General features: G+C 70.7%; 13 protein-coding genes. 4 read left to right on the top strand and 9 right to left on the bottom strand.

Annotated features, from left to right (window positions below):
* Positions 1–4: 4 nt before the first annotated feature.
* Together MRBLMI1x_RS06030 and pnuC are read right to left on the bottom strand one after the other, a co-directional pair.
* Positions 5–1,087: an AAA family ATPase gene (locus MRBLMI1x_RS06030; RefSeq protein WP_363457175.1), complete on the bottom strand. Its 1,083-nt coding sequence runs from the start codon at positions 1,085–1,087 to the stop codon at positions 5–7.
* Positions 1,080–1,685 carry a nicotinamide riboside transporter PnuC gene (pnuC, locus tag MRBLMI1x_RS06025; protein ID WP_363457172.1) on the bottom strand — a complete coding sequence of 202 codons (606 nt, stop codon included), beginning with the start codon at positions 1,683–1,685 and terminating at the stop codon, positions 1,080–1,082. The genes MRBLMI1x_RS06030 and pnuC overlap by 8 nt, the downstream gene beginning before the upstream one ends.
* A 97-nt stretch (positions 1,686–1,782) precedes the next feature.
* Here pnuC and map point away from each other — a divergent pair, with 97 nt between their 5' ends.
* Both map and MRBLMI1x_RS06015 read left to right on the top strand, forming a co-directional pair.
* Positions 1,783–2,556 carry a type I methionyl aminopeptidase gene (map, locus tag MRBLMI1x_RS06020; protein WP_020098103.1) on the top strand — a complete coding sequence of 258 codons (774 nt, stop codon included), beginning with the start codon at positions 1,783–1,785 and terminating at the stop codon, positions 2,554–2,556.
* Between the two features lie 49 nt (positions 2,557–2,605).
* A complete protein-coding gene (locus MRBLMI1x_RS06015; protein ID WP_363457169.1) occupies positions 2,606–3,823 on the top strand; it encodes a pyridoxal phosphate-dependent aminotransferase in 1,218 nt (405 codons plus the stop codon).
* 87 nt (positions 3,824–3,910) lie between these two features.
* On the opposite strand, the gene MRBLMI1x_RS06010 is transcribed toward MRBLMI1x_RS06015, so the two are convergent.
* The 4 genes from MRBLMI1x_RS06010 to MRBLMI1x_RS05995 are packed head-to-tail and all read right to left on the bottom strand — an operon-like array spanning position 3,911 to position 6,732.
* A complete protein-coding gene (locus MRBLMI1x_RS06010) occupies positions 3,911–5,047 on the bottom strand; it encodes a UDP-N-acetylmuramate dehydrogenase (protein ID WP_363457166.1) in 1,137 nt (378 codons plus the stop codon).
* Positions 5,047–5,454 (bottom strand): MaoC/PaaZ C-terminal domain-containing protein, encoded by a 408-nt coding sequence (locus MRBLMI1x_RS06005; protein WP_363457163.1) that lies wholly within the window; start codon positions 5,452–5,454, stop codon positions 5,047–5,049. Before MRBLMI1x_RS06005 ends, MRBLMI1x_RS06010 begins: the two co-directional genes overlap by 1 nt.
* The gene (locus MRBLMI1x_RS06000) at positions 5,451–5,897 is read right to left on the bottom strand and encodes an FAS1-like dehydratase domain-containing protein (protein ID WP_363457160.1); all 447 of its coding nucleotides are present in this window, start codon (positions 5,895–5,897) and stop codon (positions 5,451–5,453) included. Before MRBLMI1x_RS06000 ends, MRBLMI1x_RS06005 begins: the two co-directional genes overlap by 4 nt.
* A 37-nt stretch (positions 5,898–5,934) precedes the next feature.
* The gene (locus tag MRBLMI1x_RS05995) at positions 5,935–6,732 is read right to left on the bottom strand and encodes a sulfite exporter TauE/SafE family protein (protein WP_018186919.1); all 798 of its coding nucleotides are present in this window, start codon (positions 6,730–6,732) and stop codon (positions 5,935–5,937) included.
* A gap of 87 nt (positions 6,733–6,819) precedes the next feature.
* Between MRBLMI1x_RS05995 and MRBLMI1x_RS05990 the strand changes: the two genes are divergently transcribed.
* The gene (locus MRBLMI1x_RS05990; RefSeq protein ID WP_363457157.1) at positions 6,820–7,854 is read left to right on the top strand and encodes a lactonase family protein; all 1,035 of its coding nucleotides are present in this window, start codon (positions 6,820–6,822) and stop codon (positions 7,852–7,854) included.
* Between the two features lie 6 nt (positions 7,855–7,860).
* Here MRBLMI1x_RS05990 and MRBLMI1x_RS05985 read toward each other — a convergent pair whose 3' ends face one another.
* From MRBLMI1x_RS05985 to MRBLMI1x_RS05975, 3 genes are all read right to left on the bottom strand, one after another.
* Entirely contained in the window at positions 7,861–8,418 is a 558-nt protein-coding gene (locus MRBLMI1x_RS05985; protein ID WP_018186917.1) for an NYN domain-containing protein, read from the bottom strand.
* A gap of 70 nt (positions 8,419–8,488) precedes the next feature.
* Complete coding sequence (locus tag MRBLMI1x_RS05980) at positions 8,489–10,216, bottom strand: ABC1 kinase family protein (protein ID WP_363457154.1); 1,728 nt, start codon at positions 10,214–10,216, stop codon at positions 8,489–8,491.
* A gap of 5 nt (positions 10,217–10,221) precedes the next feature.
* On the bottom strand, positions 10,222–10,833 hold the full coding sequence (locus tag MRBLMI1x_RS05975) for a PadR family transcriptional regulator (protein WP_363457151.1): 612 nt from the start codon (positions 10,831–10,833) through the stop codon (positions 10,222–10,224).
* 246 nt (positions 10,834–11,079) lie between these two features.
* Between MRBLMI1x_RS05975 and MRBLMI1x_RS05970 the strand changes: the two genes are divergently transcribed.
* Positions 11,080–12,111, top strand: coding sequence for a hypothetical protein (locus MRBLMI1x_RS05970; RefSeq protein ID WP_363457148.1), 1,032 nt, complete (start codon positions 11,080–11,082; stop codon positions 12,109–12,111).
* Positions 12,112–12,176: the final 65 nt, after the last annotated feature.

The raw sequence follows: 12,176 nt of genomic DNA, 5'->3' as shown, positions 1-12,176 counted from the left end.
CAGCCTAACGGGACGCGTCGCCGGCGGTGCGCCCGCGGAGGGCCTCCTGCTCGGCGAGCGGGCGCCCTTCGAGGGGAGCCGCGAACGATGCCGCCCGCACGATCGCCTCGCGGACGGCCGGCAGGACGGCGGCGACCCGCTCGGCGACCGATCCGCGCACCTCCAGCCACGGCACCGACTGCTCGGCGAGCACCTCGCGGAACCGGCGCTGCATGGCGTGCCGGATGTGCTCGCCGTCGCGCATCCCGTCCTGCACGAACGGGATCTCGTCCCCCGTGAGGACGTACAGGGCCGGCCGGTGGCCGTCCGCACGACGACGGATGCCGGGGGCCGGGCGCCCGACGTAGCGCTCATGCCAGAGCGCCGTGGCGAGCACGTCGGTGTCGCAGACGAGCACCGGCATGGGGACGCGGCGGAGTGCGGCATCCTCCATCGCCATCTGGCGGTCGACGACGAGATCGAACTCGTCGCTCCGCCACGGGGCGTCGAGGCCGCCGTCACGGATCTCGGAGTACTCGCGGCCGTACTCGGGCACCCACGTCGTCCCGAGCTCTTCGGCGAGCGCCGCGGCGAGAGTCGTCGAACCGGTCGACTCGGCACCGAGCACGACGATGCGGGCCGCAAGCGACGCCCGGGCCGCGGGGGCGAGTTCGTGCCAGTGCGCAGCGATGTCGGCGCGGATCGCCGTTCCCGAGATGGGGTTGTGGATGCGCCCCGGGTCGACCTGCACCCAGGTCGCGCCGAGGCGTCGGGCGAGCTCCTCGCCGTAGGCGTCGGACGTGAAGACCGCATCCGCCGGGCTGTCGAGCAGGCCCGCGATCGTCGCGGTGTGCGCCTGCCACGCGGTGTCGGAGGCGAAGTCGACGGGGGTGTCGTCGAGGTGGTCGACAACACGAACGGTCGGGTGCTCCTCGCGGATCCAGGCCGCGCGCTCGGCGAGCGGGATCGATTCGACCGACGCGGCGATGACCTCGACCGTCACCCGTTCGCACTGACGCGCCGCGGAGCGGATGAGGTGGGCGTGCCCGGCGTGCAGGGGGTAGAACTTCCCCACCACGACGCCGTGGCGGAACCGCGTGTCAGGCACGCGCGGCCGCGACCTCGCCGGGGGCCGACGTCCGCTCGACGCGCCGCCAGCCCGCGTAGCCGCCGACGCACAGACCGATGAACAGGACGTAGAGGGCCGCGACGATCCACAGGCCGGTCACGATGGACAGCGCGACGAAGGCGATGTCGACCCCGATCCAGACGAACCAGTTCTCGATCCACTTGCGGTTGAGCATGTACTGGGCGACGAGGCTCGCCGCGGTGGTCGCGGCATCCGCCACCGCCACCTGCGAGTCGGTGAAGGTCGCGAGGAACCAGGCGAGCACGGCCGTGCCGCCGATGCCGGCGACCACGAGCCACGGGACGGCACGGCGCGGCGTGCGGGCGATGTAGCCCTTGTCCTGCTCGACGCCGCGCGCCCAGCGCACCCAGCCGTGGACCCCGAGCACGAGGTAGACGACCTGGAGTGCTGCGGCGGCGTAGAGCCCGGCCGGCACGAAGACGGCGAGGAAGACGATGTTGTTGGCGATGCCGAGGGGGTAGGTCCAGATGTTCCGGCGAGCGGCGAGGAACACGCACGCGGCCCCCGTCGCGAATCCGACGATCTGCATCCATTCGGCCAGGATCCACTCGAGCACACGACGAGCCTAGAGGGGCGTCGACCGGCTCCCGACCACGGCGAGGCGCGCGGACGTATGATTGTCCGTTGCGCCTGATGACCGAACGGACTGCCTCGTGATCGAAATCCTCACCCCCGACCAGATCGACCGCGCCCGCACGACGGGTGGACTCGTCGGCGACATCCTGCACGGGATCAAGGAGCGCGTGAAGCCGGGGACGAACCTCCTCGAGATCGACGCGTGGGCGAAGGACATGATCCTCGGCGCGGGTGCCGAATCCTGCTACGTCGACTACGCGCCGTCGTTCGGTCGCGGCCCGTTCGGCCACTACATCTGCACGGCCGTGAACGACGCCGTCCTCCACGGTCGGCCGCGCGATCAGCGAGTCGTCGCGGGCGACCTGTTGACCCTCGACCTCGCGATCAAAACGAGCGGCGTGGCCGCGGACGCCGCGATCAGCTTCACCGTCGGGGGCGGCGCCCACGCCGAGAACGACCCGCTCATCACGGCGACCCAGGAGGCCCTGGCCGCCGGCATCGAGGCGGCGCAGCCCGGCGCCCGAATCGGCGACATCTCGGCCGCGATCGGCGACGTCCTCACCGCCGCGGGCTACCCCGTCAACACCGAGTTCGGCGGGCACGGCATCGGGACGACGATGCACCAGGATCCGCACGTGTCGAACATCGGCCGCGCGGGCCGCGGCTACCGCCTGCGCCCCGGACTCATGCTCGCGATCGAGCCGTGGGTCATGGTCGACACCGACGAGTTGAAGGTCGACGACGACGGCTGGACGCTCCGGAGCGCGACGGGATGCCGCACCGCGCACACCGAGCACACTGTCGCGATCCTCGAATCGGGCAACGAGATCCTCACGCGCCCCACGCGCTGACCCGCGTCACACCTCTCGCCCGGGCGATGCCCGACGGTACGCTCGGAGGGTGACCGAACGCGCCCCCGTCTCCCGCAAACCCCGTGTGTCCGAAAAGCTCAGCGCCATCGCCGAGTCCGCGACCCTCAAGGTCGATGCCAAGGCCAAGGCCCTGCAGGCCGCCGGTCGCCCGGTGATCTCGTACGCGGCCGGAGAGCCCGACTTCGCGACGCCGCAGTTCGTCGTGGATGCCGCGGCCGAGGCCCTGCGCGACCCCGCCAACTTCCGCTACACGCCCGCCGCCGGCCTCCCGGTGCTCCGTGAGGCGATCGCGGCGAAGACCTTCCGCGACTCCGGGCTCGAGGTCGCGCCGTCGCAGGTCATCGTCACCAACGGCGGCAAGCAGTCCGTCTACCAGGCCTTCCAGGCGGTCGTGAACCCCGGCGACGAGGTCCTCCTCCCCGCGCCCTACTGGACCACCTACCCCGAGGCGATCGCCCTCGCCGACGGCGTGCCCGTCGAGGTGTTCGCCGGTGCCGATCAGGAGTACAAGGTCACCGTCGACCAGCTCGAGGCCGCTCGCACCGACAAGACCACGGTGCTCGTGTTCGTCTCGCCGTCGAACCCGACCGGCGCGGTCTACACCCCCGACGAGACGAAGGCCATCGGCGAGTGGGCCCTCGCCCACGGCATCTGGGTGATCAGCGACGAGATCTACCAGAACCTCGTCTACGAGGGCGCGCGGGCCCAGTCGATCGTCGAGACTGTGCCGGAGCTCGCCGGCCAGACGATCCTCGTCAACGGCGTCGCGAAGACGTACGCGATGACCGGCTGGCGCGTGGGCTGGATGGTCGGCCCCGCCAACGCCATCAAGGTCGCCGGCAACCTGCAGTCGCACCTGTCCTCCAACGTCAACAACATCGCGCAGCGCGCGGCCCTCGCCGCCCTCACCGGGCCGCAGGACGAGGCCGAGAAGATGCGACAGGCGTTCGACCGTCGTCGCGGGCTGATCGTCGCCGAACTCGCGAAGATCTCGGGCGTCACCGTCCCGAACCCGCTCGGTGCTTTCTACGTCTACCCCGACGTGACGGGCCTGCTCGGGCGCGAATGGGACGGCGTCCGCATCGAGACCTCCCTCGAGCTGGCGGACTTCATCCTCGAGCGCGCCGAGGTCGCCGTCGTCCCGGGTGAGGCGTTCGGCCCCTCGGGCTACCTGCGCTTGTCCTACGCGCTCGGCGAGGACCAGCTGCTCGAGGGCGTCCAGCGCCTTCAGCGCCTCTTCGCCTGACGTCGGACTTCGTCGACGTCCCACTCCGGCCGGGAATGAGCGCGCTGTTCCCGGCCGGATCGGGACCTCGGCGTCGAACGCCCCGGGTCAGAGTTCGACGTCGAAGAGCACCGGCTCGGGCTGCAGGACCACGCCGAACTCGGACTGCACGCGCTGCTGGATGAGCCGCGCGAGGGCGGCGACCTCTTCGGCCGTCGCCCGGCCGCGGTTCGTGAGCGCGAGCGCGTGCTTGGTCGACAGCGACGCCTGCGAGCCGGGCAGGCGGAAGCCCTTGCGCATCCCCGCGTGCTCGATGAGCCATGCGGCGCTGATCTTGACGGGCGCGGGTCCGCCGGCGCGCGGCGGGATGAACCCGTCGAACCGGTCGAGCGGGATGACGCGATCCGCCTCGAGGGCGGGCGCCATCGACCACCGCGGCGCCTCCGCGGGGAGGGTCGCGGCGAACTGCGCCGACACGACCGGGTTCTGGAAGAACGACCCGGCACTCCACGTGTCGTGGTCGTCCTCGTCGAGCACCATGCCCTTGCGTCCGCGGATCTCGAGGACGGTCTCGCGGATCCACGCGAGGGTGACCTCGGCATCCGCGTCGAGTCCCAGCGCCGACCGCAGCTGCGCACCGCGGACGGGCACCGCGCCGTGGCCGACCTGGGCGAGTTCGAGGGTCACCGACAGGATGACGGCCGAACGCTCCGGCACCGACCCGTAGTGCTTCTTCAGCACCGAGGTGCGCAGACCGAGACCGAGATCGGATGCCGGGACCACCGACACCTCCCCGGTCGCCTCGTCGATGAGCTCGACCTCGACCAGCGTCTCGACGATCTCCTGACCGTACGCACCGACGTTCTGAATGGGCGCGGCGCCCGTCGTGCCGGGGATCCCGGCCATCGCCTCGATGCCGCTGAGCCCAGCCGCGACCGTCTGCGCGACGAGGTCGTCCCACGAGTGACCCGCCTGCACCCTGAGGCGCACGTGACCGGGGTTCGGCGAGGGCAGCCGCTCGATGCCCGACGAGCGGACGAGGATCACGGTGCCTTCGAACTCCTCATCGCAGAAGAGCAGGTTCGATCCGCCGCCGAGGACCAGCCACGGCTCCCCCGCCGCCCAGACCTCGCGGAGCGCGTCGGCGAGTTCGTCGGCCGTCGTCGCCTCGACCATCCGCTGCGGAGACCCGCCGACCCGGAGAGTCGTGAGCTGAGAGAGCGGGACGGGCGTGATCTCGGGCATCAGGATGCCGCGCGGACGCGCACCTGCGCCTTGCCGAGGACGGTCGTGCCGTCGTGGCTGACCGTCAGATCGATACGCACGGCATCGTCGTCGACCGCGCCGACCTTCGCGACGACCGTGACGTCCGCGCCGGCCTCGGTGTCGACGAGGACGGGGCGCGTGAAGCGCACGCCGTACTCGAGGATGCGACCGGAGTCGCCGAGCCACTCGACGAGCGTCTCGACAGCGAGGCCCATCGTCAGCATGCCGTGGGCGAGGACGCCGGGCAGGCCGACGCGCTCGGCGACGGCGTCGTTGTAGTGGATGGGGTTGAAGTCGCCCGACGCTCCCGCGTACCGGACGAGCGACGCGCGCGTCAGGTGGACGGTGCGCTCGGCGACGACCGCGCCGACCTCGAGGGGGATCATTCGTCTCCTCCCACCAGCAGGACGGACGTCGCCGTGACGACGTGGTCGCCACCGGCATCCGTGATCTCGGCTTCGCTCGTCACCATCGCACCCTTGCCGAATGCACGGATGCCGGTGACCGTGAGACGCCCGGTCAGCTCGTCGCCCGCGACGATGGGTCGCGTGTAGCGGAAGCGCTGCTCGGCGTGGACGACGCGCTCGAGCACGATGCCCGAGTCGGGCTCGCCCAGCAGCTGCTGCAGCGCGATGTCCTGGATCACCATCGCGAAGGTGGGCGGCGCGACGACGTCGGCGTAGCCGAGGGCCTGAGCCGCGGCGGGGTCGTCGTGCTGCGGGTCGGTCGCGAAGACGGCACGGGCGAACTCGCGCACCTTCTCACGTCCGACGAGGTACGGGGTGGTCGGCGGGAAGGCTCGACCGAGCAACTCGGGATTCACAGGCACCGGACGATCCTACCGTCCGGGCCTCCCGCGGGTCCGGTCAGCGGGCGCGGTGGGCGCGAATCGCTTTGATCCCGAGCTGCACCGCGATGAAGGTGAGGTACACCGCGAAGAGGACGTTCGCCGTGAAGGGATCGACGAGGGTCGCAAGCCAGGCGCCGAGGGCCGTGGTCGTGCACGCCGCGACGCCGATGACCGCCGCCGCGACGAGGTCGACGTTGTGGCGACGCAGGTTGCCGATCGTCCCCGAGATGGCGGTGGGGATCATCATCAGCAGCGAGGTGCCCTTGGCGACGAGGTCGCTCGTCCCGAAGAGGAACATGAGCGCCGGCACGACGATGACGCCGCCGCCCACCCCGAGGAGCCCCGCCATGATCCCGGTGAAGACGCCGAGCACGGCGAATCCGATGCCGGTGCCCCACGTCAGGGGGACCTCCGCATCACGCGACGGCACCACGATGAACAGCATCACGATCACGACGACGAGGAAGGCGATGAACCCCCACCGGATCGCGTTCTGCGGCAGCCGCGCGAGCAGCCAGGTGCCGACCTGCGCACCGATGACGGCGGCCGCGGCGAGGATGAGCGCGGGGATCCACGCCACCGCGCCGACAGCGGCGTACGAGATGACGCCGACGGCGGCGGTCGGGACGATGGCGGCGAGCGACGTGCCCGCGGCGCGGCGCTGGTCGAAGACGAGGAGCGTCAGCAGGAGCGGGACGATGACCGTGCCGCCGCCGACTCCGAACATGCCCGACATGAGCCCGGCGAGCAGACCGATGCCGAGGGCGCTCAGGTAGTAGCGCGGGGTGCGGTCGATGGTCGGGAGCGCGGTCACGAGGGCAGATCCGACACGAAACGCATGCCTCGACCCTACTCCCGGGGACCGCAGCGGCCGCTCCGGTCAGCGGCATACGATCGGATCATGTCCTCTTCGCTCGTCCTCGTGGCCAATGCCGGTGACTCCTCGATCAGCACGTTCCGCGTGACGGATGCCGGGCTCGAACGCCTCGCCGTCACTGCGGGCACCACCGGCTGCTCGAACTTCGCCGTCGACGTCGACCGTGGCCTCGTGTTCGCATCGGTGAAGGCCGACGACGACAACCCGGACGCCGGCATCCTGACCCTCGCGCTGGCTCGCGAGACCGGCGCGCTCACCCCGCTCTCGCGGGTCGCGCTGCCCGGTGGCGCGATGAACTACCTCTCGCTGACGCGGCAGGGTTCCGTGCTGCTCGGCGCGGCCTACTCGGGCGGGTACGGCATCGTGTGCGCGGTCGGCGACGACGGCGTCGTCTCCGCACCGACCGCCGAGGTGCGGTTCCCGCGGCTGCATTCGGTGCTCGCGAGCGGCGACGGGCGCCACGCCTACTTCGTCTCGCTCGAGACCGACCTCATCGCGCAGTACGCACTGGGCGACGACCTCTGCCTCTCCGCGCTCGACCCGGCGACCGCGGACGCCCCCGCAGGGAGTGGACCGCGGCACCTCGCGTTCAGCGACGACGAGAGGAACGTCTATGTCCTCACCGAGTTCACGGGCGAGGTGCTGCGTTTCCACCGCGACCCGGCGAACGGCATCCTCGACTTCGTCGACGCGACCCCGGCCCACGACCCGTCCGAGAAGCTCCGCCACAGCGTCATCGACGAGGACCCGCGCGAGAACCACTACGTCTGGGGCGCCGACATCCACCTCACCGACGGCGTCGTGTGGGCGTCGGAGCGCACGGCGAGCACCCTCGCGGCGCTGCGCATCGACGCCGACGGCTCGCTCAGCGCGCCGACCGGCTTCGCGGCGACCGAGGAGCAGCCGCGCGGGTTCGCCGTGAGCGACGACCGCGCGCTGCTCGTCGCGGCGGGCGAGCGGTCGACGACAGTCTCGCTGTACCGCGTCGACGGCGCCGACCTGCACCTGCAGGGGCGGTACGAGACCGGCCGCGGCGCGAACTGGGTGCGGTTCGCCTGACCCCGCTCAGCGCAGGAACTGCTCCGGGTCGAACTCGTCGATCGGGATGATCCGCACGCGCGGCAGCTGCGCGTCGAACGCGCCGGCGTCGTATTCGAGATCGAAGAAGCGGATGCCGGGGATCTGAGCGAAGCCGGCGTTGCGGAACTCCTCGAATGCCAGCACGCCGATGCGTCGCGACCCGTCGGCGAGGACGCCGAGGTCGTCGACGAAGTCGCCGTCGTGACTGACGAGCACCACGTCGTCACCGTGCTGCTGCAGTGCCTGGAGCGTCCGCTGGATGGCGAGGTCGACGACCTTCTCGTCGGGGTCGCCCGACAGCGGCACGGGCTGGTAGCCGAGCGCGAGGAGGGCCTGCACGAACGACATCGGCAGGTTCGTCGAGGCATTCAGGAAGAAGAGGCCGCGCGCGTCCTGGTTCCATTGGTCGGCGACGAAGGTGAGGATGCGGTCCCACCGGGGCCGCTCGTCGGGCTGGGGGCGCCGCCCCAGGATCGATCCGCCGAGGGTCGCGTCGATGTTCTCGCCGTCGACGAGAATCCAGGTCCTCCGGTTGTCGGCCATGCCGCCTCCTCCACGCGCACCGTCAGAGCTGTGCCGGTGCGCCCGACTCATCCTAGGCGGCGGCCGCGCGTCACCCGCGGCGGCCGAAGACGCCCGCCAGGAGCGCGTGGGCGAGAGGCAGGAGCGAACCGGTCATCAGGACGCCGCCGAGAACCGGGTCGTCGGGACGCAGTGTCGCCCCACCGACCAGGAGGGCGGCGAACAGCAGTCCCGACAGCGTGCGACGGCCCAGCTGCTCCAGCCGCGCGACGCGGCGTTCCAGTGCCGGGTCGGGGAACGAGATCCGCCGGTCCTCCACACGCGTGATGAGCTCATCCACGCGCCCCGGCAGCCGCGACGCGGTCGTGATGCTCGAGACGGCACGCCGCAGGACGTCGCCAACGGCGTTACGTCCTTCCTCGCGGACGAGACGTGAAGCGTACGGTTCGACCGCATCCCAGAGGTTGAAGGTCGGATCCAGCGCGCTGCAGACACCCGACGTCAGCGACATCGCGCGAACGATGAGGAGGAAGTTCTCCGGCAGCTGGAACGGGAGTGCCCGCACGACGTCCTGGAACTCGATCGCGAACGCGCGGAACTCCCGCGGGTCCACCTCGCGGAGTTCGGCGAACCCCATGCCGCCGAAGCGGGCGAAGAGCTGCGTCATCGCTCGTTCGAGCTCGGTCGTGTCCGCGCTCGGCAGCAGGACGCCCACGTCGCGGATGCTCTGCACGAGCGCGACGCCGTCGCGGGCGGCGACGGCGATCATGAGGCGCCGCAATCCGTTCCGCAGGCCCGGCGGGACCTCGCCCATCATGCCGAAGTCGATGAAGGTGAGCCGCCACGACGGGGCGTCGGCACCGGCGGCATCCGTCCCCGTGAGGGGTGTGACGAAGATGTTCCCCGGATGCGGGTCGGCGTGGAAGAACCCGTGGGTGAACACCTGGTCGAACATGACCGACGCGAACACCTTCGCGACCTCGGCGGGATCGATCCCGGCGGCACGCAACGCGTCGTGGTCGGTGATTTTGATCGCCGTGACGTCCTCGAGCGTGAGCGCGCGACGGGACGTGCGCTCCCAGACGACCGCGGGGACGCCCACGCGGGGATCACCGGCGAAGTCCGCCGCGAACCGCTCGCCGTTGGCCGCCTCCTGCAGGTAGTCGATCTCCTCGAGACTCGTCTCGGCGAACTCCTCGACGAGCTGGGGGGCGTCGACGCGGTCCGACACGATGCGGACGTGGCTGAGCCACCGGCCCACGCGACGCAGCGCCGCGAGATCGGTGTCGACGATCCGCTGGATCCCGGGGCGCTGCACTTTCAGGATGACGGCGTCGAGCCCGGTGAGGGCGGCATCCTCCTCCGACAGCCGGGCCCGATGGGCCTGACCGAGGGATGCCGCGGCCACCGGCACGCTCTCCACGTCGACGAACGCGCGGTCGAGCGGCACGCCGAGCTGCCCTTCGGCCTCGGCACGGATCTCGGGGAACGGGACGGCAGGGACTTCGTCCTGCAGTCCTTCCAGTTCCTTCGTGATCTCGGGAGGGAGGACGTCCAGGCGCGACGACATGAACTGGCCCACCTTGATCATCAGGCCACCGAGGTCGATCGCGAGACCGTGGAATCGGCGGGCGATGCGCTGCATACGCGCCGATCGCCCCCGCACACCGATCCAGCCGAGGCCGATGCGCGGCAGGAAGAGCTCGAACCACCATGTGACGGCAAGTGCCCTCGCCGCGAAACGGAGGATCCGTCGATAGCGCGCCCGCGCGTCGCGGTCGTCGGGAAGGTTCTCGCCTTCCCGACGCCGTGCTGCCACGCGGATCAGCCCTGCGCGAGCAGAGCGTAGAGCCGACGGCGAGCCTCTTCGAGGATCTCCACGGCCTCCGCCACCTGCTCGGGGGACCCGGATCGCGCCACCTGCGCGGCGGCCTGCGCCAATTCGACGCCCGCCTTCGGCAGCGCCGTCGCGCGCGGGTGGTGCTCCTTCGTCGGGCCAGCGGTCTCCCAGGGCGCCGAGCCGGCCGCCTCGTCAGCGACCATCCGACCCGCGTCGGTGAGCGAGTACGTCTTCCGCCCGCCCGCCTCTTCGGCGACGATGAGCCCCTCGTCCGCGAGGAGCTGCAGCGTCGGGTAGACCGACCCCGCACTGGGCTTCCACGATCCGCCGCTTCGCGAATCGATCTCCTGAATGATCTGGTACCCGTGCATGGGCTTCTCGGAGAGGAGCGCGAGCACCGCGGTCCGGACGTCCCCGCGGCTCATACGGGAGGGGCCGGGACGCTGATCGAACGACGTGCGGAACTGTTCGAACGCCTCCATGAGCCCGGCACCGAGGTTGCCGAGATCCATGCCCTGGGGGCCGGATCCGAACCTGCGGCCGCTGCCGCCGAAGCCGCTGGACCCGAAGCCCTGCGAACCGAATGGACTGTTCATGATGTCTCCTTCACGTGGTGACCGATACACAACGATATATCGCTTGGAAGGGTCCGCGGCGGACCTCAGGAAGTTGCCAGGCTCTGTGATCAGGACTTTTGTGAGCGGGTGACCGATCGAGGACATCCAGGTAACGTTCGGGTAACGCTCAGGTACGTCGGCCAGAGTGGGCGACTCGTGCCCGCCCGAACGGTCACGCTCGCCTTTCACAGGCGTGCCCTCGCTACACGGAACCATTACTGCTGCATGCCTACTGACTCAACTGTGCCCTCCACCCGCCGCTCCATCCGCTCCACCCAGATCGAAGCCCGTCGCCTCCGGCGGCGCCCGGTCCTCGTCCTCTCGACGCTGACCACGGCCTTCGTCATCGCCGCGAGCGCGACCGCCATGGCCCCCGCGCCGCAGGCCGCATCATCGGAGACTTCCACTCCGGCGATCGCCCTGGCCTCCTTCACTCAGAAGCTCCCCGAGTCGCTGACCGACGGTGTCGCGACCTCCGCTCCGGAGTCGAAGATCCAGTCCACGCTTCAGCGTGCGCAGGACGCCGCGGCCGCCTCCACCGACGTGACCGCCGACATCACGGCATCCAAGCTCAACGTCGGTACGACGGACATCACGGTCCCCACCGACGGCCTCTCGAAGGCCGTCGACGACCTCGAGACCGTGTCGTCGCTGCCGCTCCTGCTCGACACCCGCGACGCGACGGCCGAGCTCGAGACCGAGATCACCGCCGTCACCGAGAAGACCAGCGCCCTCCGGGGACGTCTCGACGCCGCGATCGCCAAGGAGAAGGAACGCCTCGCCGAGGAGAAGCGCAAGGCCGAGGCTGCCGCCAAGGCCGCAGCCGAGAAGAAGGCTGCCGAAGAGGCAGCGGCCGCAGAGGCCGAGGCCAGCGAGTCCCGCTCGTCGTCCTCTTCTTCGTCCAGCTCGTCGAGCTCCATCCCCACCAGCGGCAAGGCCCGCAGCGGCACGTCGGCCGCCGCCGCGCAGTCGACCGCGCGGGGCATGCTCGGAAACTACGGCTGGGGCGACGACCAGTTCTCCTGCCTCGTCTCGCTCTGGGACAAGGAGTCGAGCTGGAACTACCGCGCGCACAACTCCTCGAGCGGCGCGTACGGCATCCCGCAGGCGCTCCCCGGCAGCAAGATGAGCAGCGCCGGATCCGACTGGGAGACCAACCCCGCCACGCAGATCGCCTGGGGCCTCGGCTACATCGACGGGCGCTACGGCAGCCCGTGCGGCGCCTGGAACCACTCGAAGAACAACGGCTGGTACTGATCACCAGCTGACACCGCGGATGCCGCGGGTCCCCGACATGACGTCGGCGGGACCGCGGCATCCGT

Origin of the sequence: Microbacterium sp. LMI1x-1-1.1 (genome assembly GCF_040676205.1) — a bacterium.
GTDB classification, from domain to species: Bacteria; Actinomycetota; Actinomycetes; order Actinomycetales; family Microbacteriaceae; genus Microbacterium; species Microbacterium aquilitoris.
Note: the sequence above shows the minus strand (reverse complement) of the source record. Positions and strands in the feature narration are given on the sequence as shown.

What these genes read in the sequence shown, in the direction of transcription:
- MRBLMI1x_RS05975 (WP_363457151.1), bottom strand. Translation starts at nt 10,833, where the DNA reads ATGAACAGTCCATTCGGTTCGCAGGGCTTCGGGTCCAGCGGCTTCGGC.
- MRBLMI1x_RS05990 (WP_363457157.1), top strand. Translation starts at nt 6,820, where the DNA reads ATGTCCTCTTCGCTCGTCCTCGTGGCCAATGCCGGTGACTCCTCGATC.
- MRBLMI1x_RS05985 (WP_018186917.1), bottom strand. Translation starts at nt 8,418, where the DNA reads ATGGCCGACAACCGGAGGACCTGGATTCTCGTCGACGGCGAGAACATC.
- MRBLMI1x_RS06010 (WP_363457166.1), bottom strand. Translation starts at nt 5,047, where the DNA reads ATGCCCGAGATCACGCCCGTCCCGCTCTCTCAGCTCACGACTCTCCGG.
- MRBLMI1x_RS06005 (WP_363457163.1), bottom strand. Translation starts at nt 5,454, where the DNA reads ATGATCCCCCTCGAGGTCGGCGCGGTCGTCGCCGAGCGCACCGTCCAC.
- MRBLMI1x_RS05970 (WP_363457148.1), top strand. Translation starts at nt 11,080, where the DNA reads ATGCCTACTGACTCAACTGTGCCCTCCACCCGCCGCTCCATCCGCTCC.